Genomic DNA, 16118 nt, shown 5'->3' with positions numbered 1-16118 from the left:
TTCCGCTCCCTGAGCATTCGCCGTGGGGCGATTCCTCGTAGGGCGATTCCTTCTGGAACGGTTCGTTGCGGGGACGATTCGCAGTACCAGACCGCTCGGACGGAAATTCACCGCGCGACATACCGAAATCCAGGGTCGCGAATTACCCGGACATGGAAACGCGGAAAGAAATATGGGACCCCGAACACCGGGCAGAATTCCCCGCTCCCACCCCGCAATTATTCCGCACCTCTTTGTATACAGACCCCATGTTAATTACGGGCGCGCGCCGTGTTGACGGGCCGTTTCGGATCGCTCACCACGGCCGCGGCGGGGCGGCGCAGTCGGTATACCGGGAGGGAGCGCTCGATATGAGCCGCCATCAGGGCGCGGGCCCGTTCCGCGTCGCCCCGGGCCACCGCGTCCAGCACCGCGCCGTGTTCGTCCCACGACTCGGTGGCCCGCGCGGGCAGTTCCACGGTGTACATCCACTCGACCTTGCGCCGTAGCTGGGTGAGCAACGACGTCAGGCTGGGGCTGCCGGCCGCCTGGGCGAGCGTCTCGTGGAACCAGCCGTCCAGTTGGCGCACGTCCGCAGGGTGACCGTGCCGGGCACGGTCACGGCCGAGCCGTACCAGACCGCGCAGCACCTTGAGGTGGGCGGGACTGCGGCGGGCGGCGGCGCGGGCGGCACCCAGGGGCTCCAACAGGGCGCGGATGTCCAGGAGATCGGCCGCTTCCTGCTCGGTGGGCTCGGCGACACAGGCGCCCGCATGGTGGCGGGTGGTGACGAAGCCCTCGGACTGCAGGGTGCGCAGCGCCTCCCGGACCGGGACTCTGGAGACGCCGTAGCGGGCGGCGAGAATTTCCTCGATCAGCCGGCTGCCCGGCACCAGCGCACCGGAAATGATGTCGTCGCGAATCGCCGTGCACACCGCATGCGCGGAAAGATGGCCTCGCATCGTCTGCGCCTCCGCCGTAATCCCCGGGAAACGCCGCCGATCGGCGGGTTTTCCGTGACTCTATTCGACCGGGACAGCTTTTCCGACGGCCTCCGGAAATTCATGGATATTTTTTGGCCATGCGCCGGGCGGACCGGCGCATGGCGCGCTCCGGAAACACGGAAGCCCCGGCCGATGACCGGGGCTCCACCAGTGCGTGCGGACGTCAGACGTTCACGCCGTGCGCGCGCAGATACGCGATGGGGTCGATGTCCGAGCCGTAGTCGGGGCCGGTGCGGGCCTCGAAGTGCAGATGCGGGCCGGTGGCGTTGCCGGTGGCGCCGGAGAGGGCTATCTGCTGGCCGGGGGTGACGCTCTGGCCGACGGAGACACCGATGGACGACAGGTGGCCGTACTGGGTGTACGTACCGTCGTGCATCTTGATCACGATGTTGTTGCCGTACGAGCCGCCCCAGCCGGCCTCGACGACGGTGCCCGCGCCCACGGCGTGGACGGAGGTGCCGGTGGCGGCGTGGAAGTCGATGCCGGTGTGGCTGCCGGAGGACCACAGGCTGCTGGAGGCCTTGTACCCGGTGGAGACGTAGGAGTCGGCGACGGGGGCGACAAAGGCGTTCAGGCGCTTGCGCTCCGCGTCGCGGGCCGCGCGCTCCTTCGCCTCCCGTTCCGCCTTGGCCTTCTTCTTGGCTGCCTCGGCGAGCCGCTTGGCCTCTTCGGCGGCCTTCTTGGCCACGGCCTCGGCCTTGGCCTGCGCGGCGGCGGCATCGGCGGCCGCCTGCTGCGCATCGGCCTGGGCCTCGACGCGGCTGGCGAGCTCGTCGCCCATCACGACGGCCTGCCGCAGACCGGTGTCCTCGGCGTGTGCCTCGCTGGTGGCGGCCAGCGCCGGCGAGGCCACGGAGGCGACGACACCGGTGGCCGCGAGGGTGGCCACGCCTGCGAACTTGCGGGTCCTGCGAGCCGTGCGGCTCGCACCACGATGCTTCCCGGTAGCACGGGTGAACGCCATGTGGTGGCTTGTCCTTTCCTTCCTTCTCGCCTACCGGGTTAGCTGACGGGTTCGGAGCAGGAAGGTCTCCTACGGGCTCCTCCGGAGAGGGGTCCGATTCACCCCAGGGGACGTGTGGGTCCCCGGCTCCCCTGGCTCGCGCCGTACGGGGACTCGGCGATGACTGTCCGGTGCCACTGTTGTGGCGGAGTTGTGACGAACAGCCGCACCGACGCTAATCGGGACATCTTTCAATCGGCAAACAGAACCGGCTCTTTGTGCCGTACGCCACAGGGGCATCGGGCAACCAGCCACACCATTCCGGACATACGGCGGCTCCCGTGGTGGACCTGCACCACGGGAGCCGCTTTATCGATATATGACCGGCAGTCAGCCGGCGGGGCTTCAGCCGCTGACGATCGTCACCGTGCCGATGCCGAGCCCCTTGACGGGTTCGGCGATCTGGGCGGCGTCACCCACCAGCACCGTCACCAGACGGTCCACGGGGAAGGCATTGACGGCGGCCGCGGTCGCCTCGACCGTCCCGGTCTCCACGAGGCGGGCGTACAACTGGGCCTGGAAATCGTCCGGGAGGTGCTGCTCCACCTGGTCGGCCAGCGTGCCCGCGACGGCCGCCGCGGTCTCGTACTTCAGCGGCGCGACGCCGACGAGGTTCTGCACGGCGACGTCCCGCTCGGCGTCCGTCAGCCCCTCTGCCGCAAGGGTCCGCAGCACCTTCCAGAGGTCCTGCAGCGCCGGCTCGGTGGAGGCGGTGTCCACCGAGCCGCTGATGGCGAGCATCGCGGCGCCGCTCCCGTCGGCGGACGAGCGCAGCACCTGGCCGAAGGCCCGCACCCCGTAGGTGTAGCCCTTCTCCTCACGCAGGACCCGGTCCAGCCGGGAGGTGAGGGTGCCGCCCAGGCAGTACGTGCCGAGCACCTGGGCGGGCCAGACCCGGTCGTGCCGGTCGGCGCCGATACGGCCGATCAGCAGCTGCGTCTGGACGGCTCCGGGGCGGTCCACGATCACCACGCGGCCGGTGTCGTCGGCGGTGATCGGCGAGGCCTTCAGCGGCTCGGCGGTCGAACCGCGCCAGGCACCGAGGGTGTCGGAGAGCACCGCCTCCAGGCCGACGCCGGTGAGGTCGCCGACGATCACGGCGGTGCCCGTGGCGGGCCGTACATGGGCGTCGTAGAAGGCGCGTACCGCCGCGGCGTCGATGCGCTCGACGGTCTCCTCGGTGCCCTGGCGCGGCCGCGACATCCGGGAAGTGGCCGGGAACAGCTCCTTGGACAGCGCCATCGCGGCCCGCCGCGCCGGATTGGCGAGCTCGTGCGGGATCTCGTCGAGGCGGTTGCGCACCAGCCGCTCGATCTCGCTGTCGGGGAAGGCGGGGGCGCGCAGCGCGTCGGCGAGCAGGCCGAGCGCACGGGGCAGCCGGGAAACCGGCACCTCGAGGGAGACCCGCAGGCCGGGGTGGTCGGCGTGCGCGTCCAGGGTGGCGCCGCAGCGTTCCAGCTCAGCGGCGAACTCCTCGGCGTCATGCTTGTCGGTGCCCTCGGACAGAGCGCGCGCCATGATCGTGGCGACACCGTCCAGGCCCTCGGGCTCGGCCTCCAGAGGCGCGACGAGGTTGATCTCGACGGCGACGACCTGCTGGCCGGGGCGGTGGCTGGTCAGGAGGGTGAGCCCATTGGCCAGTTGAGAGCGCTCGGGGGCCGGGAATGCCCAGGGCTTGGGTGCGCCGCCCTTGGGCTGGGGGTGGAAGTCCATGGTGGTCACGGCGGAATCTGCGCGGGTGGTGGAGTCGCTCACCGCTCCCCCTCCTCGTCCTCGGTGTCGGCGGCCGCATCGGCCGGAGCGGTCGGCTCGGTGGGTTCGTACACAAGCACCGCGCGGTTGTCGGGGCGCAGCCGGGCCTTGGCGACCTCCTGCACCTCCTCGGCGGTGATGTCCAGGACGCGCTGGACGGCGGTCAGCGCGAGCTGCGGGTCGCCGAACAGGACGGCGAAGCGGCACAGTTCGTCGGCGCGGCCGCTGACCGTGGCCAGGCGGTCCAGCCATTCGCGCTCCAACTGGGCCTGCGCGCGCTCCATCTCCTCGGGGGTCGGCCCCTCGGCGGCGAAGCGGGCCAGCTCCTCGTCGACGGCGCTCTCGATGGCGGGGACCTCCACACCACCGGAGGTCTTCACGTCCAGCCACCCCAGCGAGGGCGCCCCGGCCAGCCGCAGCAGGCCGAAGCCGGCGGCAACGGCACTGCGGTCGCGGCGCACCAGGCGGTTGTAGAGCCGGGAGGACTCGCCGCCGCCCAGGACGGTCAGTGCGAGATCCGCGGCGTCCGCCTCACGGGTGCCGTCGTGCGGCAGCCGGTAGGCGGCCATCAGGGCGCGGGAGGGCACCTCCTCCTCCACGACCTCACGCAGCTCGGTGCCGATGATGCCGGGCAGCGAGCCGTCGCGCGGCGGCTGCTTGCCGTCGTGCGAGGGGATGGAGCCGAAGTACTTCTCCACCCAGGCCAGCGTCTGCTCGGCGTCGATGTCCCCGACGATCGACAGGACGGCGTTGCCGGGCGCGTAGTAGGTACGGAAGAACGCCCGCGCGTCCTCCAGAGAGGCCGCGTCCAGATCGGCCATCGACCCGATGGGCGTGTGGTGGTACGGGTGCCCCTCCGGGTACGCCATGGCCGTCAGCTTCTCGAAGGCCGTGCCGTAGGGGACGTTGTCGTAGCGCTGGCGGCGCTCGTTCTTGACGACGTCGCGCTGGTTCTCCATGGACTCGTCGTCGAGCGCGGTCAGCAGCGAGCCCATCCGGTCCGCCTCCAGCCAGAGCGCGAGCTCCAGCTCATGGGCGGGCATGGTCTCGAAGTAGTTGGTGCGCTCGAAGCTCGTGGTGCCGTTCAGCGATCCGCCGGCGCCCTGTACGAGCTCGAAGTGGCCATTGCCCTTCACCTGCCCGGAACCCTGGAACATGAGGTGCTCGAAGAGGTGAGCCAGGCCCGTACGGCCCTTGACCTCGTGGCGGGAGCCGACGTCGTACCACAGGCATACCGCTGCGACCGGGGTCAGGTGGTCTTCGGAGAGCACCACGCGCAGGCCGTTGGCCAGCCGGTGCTCGGTCGCTGTCAGGCCGCCGGAGCCGGCTCGTTCTGTGGCCGTGTGACCCATGGGCATGTACGTCCCTTCGATCCGCTTGCGAGGAAGTTCTGTCACTGTATGCAAGCGCGCCGACATCTGGCGAAGTTCCCGGACGAGCGGACCCGTACGGAGGGCCTGCCCGGCGGCCTGGGGAGCCGAAAGGGGAGTCGCGGTCGGCGTTGTCAGTGGGGCGGTCCACAATGGTGCGCGTCAGACTCAGGCAGACTCACGGGTCGATCCGCAGGCTGACCGATTCGCCGGCCGGCCGATCCGACATCCGGTCGACCGGCAATTCCGGTTGACCCGGCAGTGTTGACCGACCCGGCATTGTTGACCGACCCGACATTGTTGATCCCGCATCGGCAGTAGACGCAGCAGAAGGAGCCGCAGCCGCGATGGCCCGCCGCAGCACGAAGACCCCGCCGCCGGACGACTTCGAGGAGAGGATCCTCGACATCGACGTCGTCGACGAGATGCAGGGTTCCTTCCTCGAGTACGCGTATTCGGTCATCTACTCCCGCGCCCTGCCGGACGCCCGCGACGGTCTCAAGCCCGTGCACCGCCGCATTCTGTACCAGATGAACGAGATGGGCCTGCGTCCCGAGCGCTCGTACGTCAAGTGCGCCCGGGTCATCGGCGAGGTGATGGGCAAGCTCCACCCGCACGGCGACGCGTCCATCTACGACGCGCTGGTGCGTATGGCGCAGCCGTTCTCGATGCGGCTGCCGCTGGTGGACGGCCACGGCAACTTCGGCTCGCTGGGCAATGACGACCCGCCCGCCGCGATGCGGTACACCGAGTGCCGGATGGCTTCGGCGACGTCCCTGATGACGGAGTCCATCGACGAGGACACCGTCGATTTCGCGCCGAACTACGACGGCCAGGAACAGGAGCCGGTGGTCCTCCCCGCCGCGTACCCCAATCTCCTGGTGAACGGCGCATCCGGCATCGCGGTCGGTATGGCGACAAACATGCCGCCGCACAACCTCGGCGAGGTGATCGCCGCGGCCCGCCATCTGATCAAGCATCCCAACGCCGACCTCGACACCTTGATGCGCTTCGTGCCGGGTCCCGATCTGCCGACCGGCGGCCGGATCGTGGGCCTGAGCGGCGTACGGGACGCGTACGAGAAGGGCCGCGGCACCTTCAAGATCCGCGCCACGGTCACCGTGGAGACCGTATCGGCCCGCCGCAAGGGCCTGGTCGTCACCGAACTCCCCTTCACCGTCGGCCCCGAGAAGGTCATCTCCAAGATCAAGGACCTGGTCGGCTCGAAGAAGCTGCAGGGCATCGCGGACGTCAAGGACCTCACCGACCGCGAGCACGGCCTGCGGCTGGTCATCGAGGTCAAGAACGGCTTCAACCCCGAGGCCGTCCTGGAGCAGCTCTACAAGCTCACGCCGATGGAGGAGTCCTTCGGCATCAACAACGTCGCGCTGGTCGACGGCCAGCCGCTGACGCTGGGCCTGAAGGAACTGCTGGAGGTCTATGTCGACCACCGCTTCAACGTGGTGCGCCGGCGCAGCGAATTCCGGCGCGGCAAGCGGCGCGACCGCCTCCACCTGGTCGAGGGCCTGCTGACGGCGCTGGTGGACATCGACGAGGTCATCCGCCTCATCCGCTCCAGCGACAACAGCGCCCAGGCCAAGGAGCGGCTGATCGAGCACTTCTCCCTGAGCGACATCCAGACGCAGTACATCCTCGACACCCCGCTGCGCCGGCTGACCAAGTTCGACCGCATCGAGCTGGAGTCGGAGCGCGACCGGCTGCAGGAGGAGATCGAGGAGCTGACGCGGATCCTGGACTCGGACGCCGAGCTGCGCAAGCTGGTGTCCGGCGAGCTGGCCGCGGTCGCCAAGAAGTACGGCACGGACCGGCGCACGGTGCTGCTGGAGTCGGCGGGCCCCGCGGTCGGCGCGGTGCCGCTGCAGGTCTCCGACGACCCGTGCCGGGTGCTGCTGTCCTCGACGGGCCTGCTGGCACGTACGGTCACCGGTGAGGTGCCGTTCGACGCCGAGGCCAAGCGGGTCAAGCACGACACAATCGTCTCGGCGGTGCCGGCCACGACCCGGGGCGAGATCGGCACGGTGACATCCACCGGGCGGCTGCTGCGCATCTCGGTGATCGACCTGCCGCAGCTCCCGGACACCGCGGCGGCGCCCAGCCTCTCCGGTGGCGCGCAGATCTCGGAGTTCCTGACCCTCCAGGACGGCGAGGAGGTCATCTGCCTCACCACCCTGGACGAGTCCTCGCCCGGCCTGGCGCTCGGCACCGAACAGGGCGTTGTCAAGCGCGTGGTGCCCGACTATCCGTCCAACAAGGAGGAGTTGGAGGTCATCACCCTCAAGGACGGCGACCGCATCGTGGGCGCGGTGGAGCTGCGCACCGGTGACGAAGACCTGGTCTTCATCACCAGCGAGGCACAGCTGCTGCGCTATCAGGCGTCGCAGGTTCGGCCGCAGGGCCGGCCCGCGGGCGGCATGACGGGCATCAAGCTGGGCGAGGGCGCGAAGGTGATCGCGTTCGCCGCGGTCGATCCCGCCGTCGACGCCATGGTGTTCACGGTCGCCAGCTCGCACGGCACCCTGGACGACTCGGTGGCCACGGCCAAGCTCACCCCGTTCGATCAGTACCCGCGCAAGGGCCGGGCGACCGGTGGGGTGCGCTGCCAGCGGTTCCTGAAGGGCGAGGACTGCCTGACCATGGCGTGGGCCGGAGCCGCACCGGTGCGGGCGGCGGACGCCAAGGGCGCGCCGGTGGAGCTGCCGGAGGTGGATCCGCGCCGTGACGGTTCGGGTGTGCCGCTGGTCAAGCCGCTGGCGGCACTGGCGGGGCCGGTGTAGACGCGCTGGTTGTCGCACGGCCGGCCGGTCCTTCGGGGCCGGCCGGTTTTGCTTGGTGGGGCGGTGGCAGGTGAGTGGGGCGGGGTCGGGTGGGGGGTCTGCCGGGTGCGGGCCGGCGACTGTGTGGGGCTTGCGCCGGTGTGTGGGTGTGCGTGCGCGTGTGGGTGTGCGTGTGGGGAGGCTGGGGCCGTGGTCCTGGCCCGTAGCCAGTGGTCACTCCTCGCGGGAGGCCACGTAGCGCAGGACGCCCCACATGCTGTGCTCGGAGGCCTCCTGCGGAGAGGTGTCACGGCACGTCGTCAGCTCCTTCCGCAGAGCCGCCGCGTCGATCCCGCTGCCGATCAGGACGAGTTGAGTGCTGCGCTCCTCGTCACGGCCCCAGGGCGTGGGGTAGAAGCGCAGGAAGTCCCCGACGGCATGCACGGTGAACTTCTGCCGGCTGCCGGGGACATCGAAGTGGACAAAGCCCTTGATGCGGTAGAGGCCCGTCGGGCGGCTGTCGAGGAACTCCATGAGCCGCCGCGGATTCATCGGCTCCGATGAGGTGAACTCCACGCTCTGGTAGGCGGCATGGAGGTGACCGCAGGGCTCGCCGGGGCCGTGGTCGTGGCCGTGGTGCTCGTCTCGCGGGTGATCGTGGCCTGCGGCAGCGTCCGCGCCGCTCTCCCGGAGCAGATCCTCGAACGACAGCTGCCGGACCGCCGCGTCGAGGTCCTCGCCCGCGCCGCGGTCGAAGAACAGCTCCGGATCGATCTGCCCGTACGCCGTGCAGACCACGGGCCTGCCCGGTGCAAGATCCGCGAGCGTGTCCATGAGCTCCTGGCGCGCCGCGTCCCCGATCCGGTCGGCCTTGTTGAGGACCACGAGATCGGCGATGGCCACATGCCGGTCGAGTTCGGGATGCCGGGTACGCGTGTCCGTGAACTCGGCGGCGTCGATGACCTCGATCAGCCCGCCGTAGACGATCCGGTCGTTCTCGCTGGCGAGGATCATCCGGATGATCTCCTCGGGCTCGGCCAGCCCGCTGGCCTCGATGACGATCACGTCGATACGGGCGGCGGGGCGGGCCAGCCGCTCCAGATAGGTGTCGAGTTCGCTGGTGTCGACCGCGCAGCACAGGCAGCCGTTGCCGAGCGAGACCATCGAGTCCACCTGCCCGGCGACGGTCATCGCGTCGATCTCGATGCTGCCGAAGTCATTGACGATGGCGCCGATCCGGGTTTTGGCGCCGGCACCGAGCAGGTGGTTGAGGAGGGTGGTCTTGCCCGACCCGAGGAAGCCCGCGAGCACGACGACCGGGATCTGTTGCGTGGCCAAGGGGGCGCCTCCATGGTGCGGGTGGCGAGCCGCACGGACCGGCGGCGGACGAGCTGTCGATCGTAACGGACCCCCGCCGACACGGCCCCGACTCGTCGCTGCACCATCACCGCCGGCCGTCCGGTCGCCGTCGCGCCCGGCCGGCTGGTCGCCCGCCCGGTGTCTGCCACTCCCCCCTCATCGCCCGGGGCGGCCCCTCACCATCCCGGGCGGCGTACGGCCGGCATCAGAGCGCGACAGCGGGCAGCGGCTGCGGCGGGGGCGGGCCGACGTACCGGGCCGCCGGCCGGATGATCTTCGAGTCCTCGGCCTGCTCCAGGATGTTGGCACTCCAGCCGACGACGCGTGCCGCGCAGAAGGTGGGTGTGAACATCTCGCGCGGCAGCCCGCACAGCTCCATGACGACGCCGGCGTAGAACTCCACATTGGTGTGCAGCTCACGGCCTGGCTTGAGCTCGGCGAGCAGTGCCTCGATCCTCTCCTCCACCTGGACGGCGAATTCCACCCGCGGCCCACCGAACTGCTCGGCGATGCCGCGCAGCATCCTGGAACGCGGGTCCTCGGTGCGGTAGACCGCGTGGCCGAATCCCATGATCCGATCGCCCCGCAGGACCCGGTCCCGGATCCAGGAGTCGATGCGGTCCGGCGTGCCGATGGCGTCAAGCGTGTCGAGCGCACGGCTGGGAGCGCCGCCGTGCAACGGGCCGGAGAGCGCACCGACCGCGCCGACGAGGCAGGCCGCGAGGTCGGCTCCGGTGGAAGCGATCACGCGGGCGGTGAAGGTCGAAGGGTTGAAGCCGTGGTCAATGGTGGAGATCAGATACGCCTCGATGGCCCGGACCCGCCGGGGCTCCGGCTCCTGGCCGGTGAGCATGTAGAGGTAGTTGGCGGCGTACGTGAGGTCCGCGCGCGGCTCCACGGGCTGCTGGCCCTGGCCCAGCCGGTGGAGCGCGGTGAGCAAGGTCGGTACGGCGGCACAGGCGGCGAGCGCATCGGCGCGGCGGTGGTCGGTGCCGATGTCGTACAGCGGCCGGAAGCCTGCCGTCGCGCCCAGCAGCGAAAGCGCCGTACGCAGCCCGGCGAGCGGTCCGGACACGGCGCCGGCCTGGGCGATGCCCGGCAGAGCGTCGCGTACTGCGGCGGGCAACGTACGCAGGGCGGCCGTCTCAGCCGTAAAGGCCGCCAGCTGTCCGGCATCCGGCAGCTCGCCATGGAACATCAAGTACCAGACGTCCTCGACGGTACGGGCCGTGGCCAGCTCGACGGCGGAGTACTGGCGGTAGTGGTAAAAGCCCTCCCGGCCACGGACGTCACCCAGTTCCGTCTCGGTGACGATGACGCCCGCAAGCCCGCGGGGCACATCGACCGGTGCGCTCTTCTCAGTGATCGGCATCGCGGATCTCCTCGCTTCCCCTCCAGAATATTGATCTGACTGTCTATGCTTGCCTCAATCATTGTCAATATTGATTGAATCAATATGGGCATCGGGTGGATACGGTGACCCCATGGCGGATCAAGACAGGTCTCATGACACGACCGGGCAGCGGCTGAGCACCCGTGAGGCGGCCGAGCGGCTCGGCGTGAAGCCCGAGACGGTGTACGCCTACGTGAGCCGCGGCCAGCTGACAAGCCACCGCAAACCGGGTGGCCGCGGCAGCACCTTCGACGCGAAGGAGGTCGACGCGCTCGCCCGACGCGGAAGTCGCCGCGAACCGTCCGGCACCGCAGGCGAGTTGGCTGTACGTACCGGCATCACGCTGGTCGATCGCGACCACTGTTACTTCCGTGGCGTTGATACCGCGGAACTCGCCGCTCACTACCGCTACGAGGAAGTCGCCGAGTGGCTGTGGACCGGTGAGCTCCGCCGAGGCACGCGCTTCACCGCACCGCACGACGCGTTGTCCGCCGCCCGCCGCGCCGTGCAGTCACTGCCGGAGCACAGCGGCCCCATGGACCGGCTGCACGTCGCCGTGATCGCTGCGGCGGCCGCCGACCCGTTGCGCTTCGACCTGTCCGAGGACGCCGTTCTCGACACCGCCCGCGCCCTCATCCCCACCCTTGTCGACTCCCTTCCGCCACAGTCCCCCACACCGCCCGATGCGGAGTCGCTCGCACCACGGTTGTGGTCGCGGCTGGCATCTGCGCCCGCCGACGCGGCGTCACTCCGCGTCCTGGATGCCGCGCTGGTCCTGCTCATCGACCACGACCTCGCCGCCTCGACACTCGCGGTCCGGGTCGCCGCCTCGGCGCGCGCCCACCCCTACTCGATCGTCTCGGCCGGGCTCGGGGCGCTGGACGGCCCGCTGCACGGCGCGGCCAGCGGGCTCGCCCACCGGATGCTGCTGGAGGTACTGGAGCGGGGCAGCGCCGCCGCGGTCGTCGCCGACCACCTACGAGCGGGACGCCGCGTACCGGGCCTCGGCCATCGCCTCTACCCGGGCGAAGACCCACGAGCCCGCGCGCTCTTCGGGCTGCTGGAGGACGTCCCGCAGGCGCAGTCGGCACTGCAGGCCGCGCGCGGGGTGATCACCACCACTGCACGGCACACCGAGCTGCACGCCAACGTCGATCTTGCGCTGGCGGTGCTGACCGTGTCGGCCGGGATGCCCGCCGAGGCAGGCGAAACGGTTTACGCCATCGCCCGTACCGCCGGCTGGATCGCTCACGCGCTGGAAGAGTACGGGGAACGCCCGCTGCGCATGCGCCCCAGCGGGCAGTACAACGGCCCCCGTCCGCCACAGCCGCTGCCGTAACAGAGCGGCGTCCCGACACGGGAGGCCACTCCGCGGCGGCTCAGGTTAGGCTTACCTTCGTGAGCACATGCGCTACCGCTTCCCGCGAATCGGCCGAACCCGTCGCCGGGACCGCAGCCACCGCCCGCACCTGGCTGCTCATCGAGCAGACCGGCCCCTGGGGGGCCAATGCGCTGACGGACAGCCACCTCGACCCGGACATCGGCCGGGCCCTGGAGACCGCGACAGAGGGCACGGACGTACGCGTCGCCCTGATTCGCCGGCCGGGGCGGCACGCCGACTGCCACGGCGCCTCCCGTCGTCGACTGTTCGTCGCGCACACCGCGCCGGGCGGCTCCTGGATCCGCACCACCACGGTCAGCGACCCGCGGGCCGCCCTCGGCCTGGACTTCGCCGTGCTGGGCACCGGTGAACACGGCGGCCTCTGGGAGCCGTACACCGGTGACCCTCTGGTCCTCGTCTGCACCAACGGCAAGCGGGACCGCTGCTGCGCGCTCCTCGGCCGGCCTCTGGCCGCCGAGCTCGCCGCCAGCGGAGCCGAGGCCTGGGAGATCACCCACATCGGCGGCCACCGCTTCTCCCCCACGCTCTTCGTCCTCCCTTACGGCTACGCCTACGGACGAGCCTCGGCTCATCTCGTCAAGGACGCCGTGGAGGCGGCGCGCGACGGACGGATCACGTTCGGCCACTGCCGCGGCCGCTCTACGTGGGGCCGGCCCGCGCAGGCCGCCGACCTCGCGGTCCGCGAGCTGATCCGCGAGGAGCGGGCGGACGCACTCGACGTCGTACGGACCGACGCGGTGCGGCCCGAACCTGGGCGCCCCGACGACCGGTCGCTCGCGGGCAGGCCTATGGCGGGAAGCACCCCCACCTGGTCCGTTTCGGTCACGCACGCCGACGGCCGCGCCTGGAACGTCGCGGTTGAGCAGCGGGCCGACGGAGCTCCTGCGCCCGCCAGCTGTGGTGCGCCGCTCGGTCCACCGGCCCGTATGACGGTCACCTCGATTACCGCCGTCGCGGGCACCGCCGCCACGGCGCGGCCGTCCTCGCTCGTCCTGCCGGCCCCCTGACACCGGGGGCCGATCCCGCTTTCCGGCTTCCGTGTGACATCTGCAGCGGCATACCTCTGCAGCCGGGACTCCGGCTGCAGATGCCCTGTCGCGCGTCAGCACCAGCCCTAAAGCCACCCCGAGCGTCAGTGCCCGCCGCAGACAGCCCAGCATCGGCTTCACAGCGTCGAGCACGGCGACCGGGCTCCGCACCCCCTTCCCTGCCGCGCCCCGCCCCTCATCGCACCGATCCAGCATCGACCACATATCCGCTCCCCTCCGTGTATCCCGCACGGCCCTGCGCCTCGCGCTCGCTCAGATCTGCTGCAACTGCCTGACGCCGCGAGGTCCCGCACCTTCACCCTGTGACGCTAAACGCACACAATCCGCAACCGAAAGGCCTGTGGATAACCCGGCGCAGCGGCGCCACGAGCCACAAGCGAGTCGCGCCCCGACCACCCTCCGAATTCGCGCGGCCAGGGATTACCGGCCCGGTCCCCTCCGCCCTTACTGTTCGTTCATATGGGCGAGAAGGACGAACCGGCCTCGCGCCCGAGCGCCGCACGGCCCTCGGGCCACACGCCGCGCTCCGACGCCTCCAGTGGGGTGCCGGGCGAAGCCGGTCGGCGCGGCAACACCCCGTTTCCGGGCGTTCGAGACCCGTCCCCATCCGGCGCCCCGCGCCCAAGCACCAGGCTGCGCCTCGGCTGGCCACGCCGCGTCTTCTCCCAGGTGCTGATGGTGCAGCTGGCCATCGCCACGGGCGTCACCGCCCTCGCAACCGGCCTGTTCCTCGCCCCCCTCAGCTCCGAACTCGACGATCAGGCGATGCGCCGCGCGCTCTCCATCGCCCAGACCACTGCCGCCGAGCCGCGCCTCGACGACGCCCTGGAGTCCTCCCGCCCCACCCGGCACGGCCCGGTCCAGAACGAGGCCGAGCGGATCCGCGCCGCTACCGGCGCCGAGTATGTGGTGATCATGGACGAGCAGGGTGTGCGCTGGTCCCACACCGACCCCCATGAGATCGGGCACCACGTCTCCACCGACCCGAGCACCGTGCTCTCCGGCAAGGAGGTCATGCAGATCGACGACGGCACACTCGGGCGTTCCGCGCGCGGCAAGGTCCCGCTGCGCAACGAGGACGGAAAGGTTGTTGGAGCCGTTTCCGTCGGTATCTCGTACGAGAGTGTGCAGCAGCGGCTGCTCTCCACCGTGCCCGAGCTGCTCGCCTACGCGGGCGGGGCCCTCGCCGTGGGCGCCCTCGCCGCCTATCTCGTCGCCCGCCGCCTCCAGCGCCGCACCCACGACCTGGCCTTCTCCGACATCTCCGCGCTGCTCACGGAGCGCGAGGCGATGCTGCACGGCATCCGTGAGGGGTTCCTCGCGCTGGACAAGCACGGCCGGATCCGGCTCATGAACGACGAGGCGCAGCGTCTCCTCGACCTACGTGCCGAGGACACCGGCCGGCCCCTGGACGAGACCCTGCCACCGGGCCGCACGACCGACGTGCTGGCCGGCCGGGTGTCCGGCGCGGATCTGCTTGCCGTCAGCGGGCATCGTGTCCTGGTGGCGAATCGCATGCCCACAGACGACGGGGGCGCCGTGGTCACGTTGCGCGACCGCACGGAACTGGAGCGGCTGGGGCGGGAGCTGGACGGCACTCGAGGTCTGATCGATGCTCTCCGCGCGCAGGACCACGAGCACGCCAACCGGCTGCACACGCTCCTCGGTCTGCTCGAACTCGGCCTGCACGAGGAGGCTGTGGAGTTCGTGACACAGGCCGTGGGCGTGCACCGGGCAACCGCGGAACAGGTCACCGAGCGCATTCACGATCCGCTGCTGGCCGCCCTCCTGGTCGGCAAGGCCACGGTGGCCACCGAGCGCGGCGCCTCCCTGAGCCTCTCCCCCGATACGTATCTGCCCGACCGCCTGGTCGACCCGCACAGCCTGGTGACCGTTCTCGGCAACCTCGTCGACAACGCCCTGGACGCCACGGCGGGGAAGCGCGACGCGCAGCTGGAGGTTGCGGTCCGCACTGACGGCCGGACGGCCATCGTGCGGGTCTGCGACAACGGTCCCGGTGTGCCCGAGGCCCGTCGCGCGGAGATCTTCACCGAGGGCTGGACGACCAAGGAACCGCCGGCACACGGGCAGCGCGGCATCGGCCTGGCGCTCGTGCGCCGCCTCGCCGAGCGCTATGGCGGCAGCGTCACGGTCGGCGAACGTGCAGGTGGGGGCGCGATGTTCACGGTGACAGTCCCCGATGCGATGGCCGAAGAGCTTCGGGGGTCGCCACGTGAAACCCCGGATCGCGAAGGGCCCGCCGGCTGCCTCGCCGCAGGGAAGCCCGACGCCTCCGACAGCGCTCGACTCGCCGAAAGCGCCGAGGATGCCACAGGAGCCACAGGAGCCGGCCAATGATCGACGTATTGGTCGTGGATGACGATGTGCGGGTCGCGGAGATCAATGCCGCGTATGTCGCCAAGGTCGCCGGTTTTCGCGTCAGCTGCCTCGCCCACACCGCAGGCGAGGCGCTTGCCGCCCTCGACATGCATCCGGTTGATCTGATCCTCCTGGACCACTACCTCCCCGATGAGACGGGGCTCCAACTGGTGGGCGACCTACGGCGGCGCGGGCTGCTCACCGACGTGATCATGGTGACGGCGGCCCGTGACATCGCGACCGTGCAGGCCGCCATGCGCCACGGCGCGCTGCAGTACCTGGTCAAGCCTTTCACCTTCGCGGGCTTGCGCTCCAAGCTGGAGAGTTACGCGGCGCTGCACCGTACTTTCGAGACCGGCGGCCAGACGGAGCAGTCCGAGGTCGATCGGATCTTCGGTACGTTGGGGGGCGCCGCCGCGGGGCCGGCGGAGCTGCCCAAGGGGCACTCCACTGCCACCGCCGACCGTGTGCGCACGGTGCTGCGTTCCGCGGACTCGCCGCTGTCCGCGCAGGAGGTCGCCCTCCAGGCGGGGCTCAGCCGGCAGACCGCCCAGCGTTACCTCAAGCTCCTCGAACGCACCGGCCGCGTCCGCCTGACCCTCAGGTACGGCGAGACCGGCCGCCCCGAGCACCGCTACGAGTGGTGCTAGAGCG

At 70.5% G+C, this 16118-nt stretch carries 11 protein-coding genes and 1 riboswitch; of the genes, 5 read left to right on the top strand and 6 right to left on the bottom strand.

The annotated features are described in order from the left end of the window. Window positions 1-251 precede the first annotated feature (251 nt). The 4 genes from ACZ4S3_RS33920 to ACZ4S3_RS33905 all read right to left on the bottom strand — a co-directional run bounded on the left by ACZ4S3_RS33920 (window position 252) and on the right by ACZ4S3_RS33905 (window position 5090). Window positions 252-941 carry a GntR family transcriptional regulator gene (locus ACZ4S3_RS33920; protein WP_467941473.1) on the bottom strand — a complete coding sequence of 230 codons (690 nt, stop codon included), beginning with the start codon at window positions 939-941 and terminating at the stop codon, window positions 252-254. Between the two features lie 205 nt (window positions 942-1146). Next, the gene (locus ACZ4S3_RS33915) at window positions 1147-1947 is read right to left on the bottom strand and encodes a M23 family metallopeptidase (protein WP_467941469.1); all 801 of its coding nucleotides are present in this window, start codon (window positions 1945-1947) and stop codon (window positions 1147-1149) included. A 13-nt stretch (window positions 1948-1960) separates the two neighbouring features. Beyond that, window positions 1961-2116: riboswitch (cyclic di-AMP (ydaO/yuaA leader) on the bottom strand. Window positions 2117-2331: 215 nt separating this feature from the next. Beyond that, window positions 2332-3699 carry a M16 family metallopeptidase gene (locus ACZ4S3_RS33910; protein WP_467941562.1) on the bottom strand — a complete coding sequence of 456 codons (1368 nt, stop codon included), beginning with the start codon at window positions 3697-3699 and terminating at the stop codon, window positions 2332-2334. A 38-nt stretch (window positions 3700-3737) separates the two neighbouring features. Further along, window positions 3738-5090, bottom strand: coding sequence for a M16 family metallopeptidase (locus ACZ4S3_RS33905; protein ID WP_467941560.1), 1353 nt, complete (start codon window positions 5088-5090; stop codon window positions 3738-3740). Between the two features lie 365 nt (window positions 5091-5455). Here ACZ4S3_RS33905 and ACZ4S3_RS33900 point away from each other — a divergent pair, with 365 nt between their 5' ends. Then, a complete protein-coding gene (locus tag ACZ4S3_RS33900; protein ID WP_467941467.1) occupies window positions 5456-7903 on the top strand; it encodes a DNA gyrase/topoisomerase IV subunit A in 2448 nt (815 codons plus the stop codon). Between the two features lie 213 nt (window positions 7904-8116). Here the strand turns inward: ACZ4S3_RS33900 and ACZ4S3_RS33895 are convergent, their stop codons facing one another. After that, window positions 8117-9220 carry a CobW family GTP-binding protein gene (locus ACZ4S3_RS33895; RefSeq protein ID WP_467941463.1) on the bottom strand — a complete coding sequence of 368 codons (1104 nt, stop codon included), beginning with the start codon at window positions 9218-9220 and terminating at the stop codon, window positions 8117-8119. Between the two features lie 226 nt (window positions 9221-9446). Then, complete coding sequence (locus ACZ4S3_RS33890; protein ID WP_467941460.1) at window positions 9447-10613, bottom strand: citrate synthase/methylcitrate synthase; 1167 nt, start codon at window positions 10611-10613, stop codon at window positions 9447-9449. Window positions 10614-10725: 112 nt separating this feature from the next. Between ACZ4S3_RS33890 and ACZ4S3_RS33885 the strand changes: the two genes are divergently transcribed. The 4 genes from ACZ4S3_RS33885 (at window position 10726) to ACZ4S3_RS33870 (ending at window position 16114) form a co-directional block, all read left to right on the top strand. Beyond that, on the top strand, window positions 10726-11973 hold the full coding sequence (locus tag ACZ4S3_RS33885; protein WP_467941456.1) for a citrate/2-methylcitrate synthase: 1248 nt from the start codon (window positions 10726-10728) through the stop codon (window positions 11971-11973). Window positions 11974-12032: 59 nt separating this feature from the next. Beyond that, a complete protein-coding gene (locus ACZ4S3_RS33880; RefSeq protein ID WP_467941452.1) occupies window positions 12033-13043 on the top strand; it encodes a sucrase ferredoxin in 1011 nt (336 codons plus the stop codon). 717 nt (window positions 13044-13760) lie between these two features. Beyond that, window positions 13761-15443: an ATP-binding protein gene (locus tag ACZ4S3_RS33875; protein ID WP_467941450.1), complete on the top strand. Its 1683-nt coding sequence runs from the start codon at window positions 13761-13763 to the stop codon at window positions 15441-15443. Beyond that, window positions 15440-16114, top strand: a complete 675-nt coding sequence (locus tag ACZ4S3_RS33870) for a DUF7342 family protein (protein ID WP_467941446.1) — start codon at window positions 15440-15442, stop codon at window positions 16112-16114. The genes ACZ4S3_RS33875 and ACZ4S3_RS33870 overlap by 4 nt, the downstream gene beginning before the upstream one ends. Window positions 16115-16118: the final 4 nt, after the last annotated feature.

Source organism: Streptomyces sp. NPDC028368, assembly GCF_055565615.1.
Note: the sequence above shows the minus strand (reverse complement) of the source record. Positions and strands in the feature narration are given on the sequence as shown.

Bases quoted from the DNA above. Each gene is read 5' to 3' on its own strand.
- ACZ4S3_RS33890 (WP_467941460.1), bottom strand. From the start codon at position 10,613: ATGCCGATCACTGAGAAGAGCGCACCGGTCGATGTGCCCCGCGGGCTT.
- ACZ4S3_RS33900 (WP_467941467.1), top strand. From the start codon at position 5,456: ATGGCCCGCCGCAGCACGAAGACCCCGCCGCCGGACGACTTCGAGGAG.
- ACZ4S3_RS33875 (WP_467941450.1), top strand. From the start codon at position 13,761: ATGGTGCAGCTGGCCATCGCCACGGGCGTCACCGCCCTCGCAACCGGC.
- ACZ4S3_RS33915 (WP_467941469.1), bottom strand. From the start codon at position 1,947: ATGGCGTTCACCCGTGCTACCGGGAAGCATCGTGGTGCGAGCCGCACG.
- ACZ4S3_RS33870 (WP_467941446.1), top strand. From the start codon at position 15,440: ATGATCGACGTATTGGTCGTGGATGACGATGTGCGGGTCGCGGAGATC.
- ACZ4S3_RS33910 (WP_467941562.1), bottom strand. From the start codon at position 3,699: ATGGACTTCCACCCCCAGCCCAAGGGCGGCGCACCCAAGCCCTGGGCA.
- ACZ4S3_RS33920 (WP_467941473.1), bottom strand. From the start codon at position 941: ATGCGAGGCCATCTTTCCGCGCATGCGGTGTGCACGGCGATTCGCGAC.
- ACZ4S3_RS33905 (WP_467941560.1), bottom strand. From the start codon at position 5,090: ATGGGTCACACGGCCACAGAACGAGCCGGCTCCGGCGGCCTGACAGCG.
- ACZ4S3_RS33885 (WP_467941456.1), top strand. From the start codon at position 10,726: ATGGCGGATCAAGACAGGTCTCATGACACGACCGGGCAGCGGCTGAGC.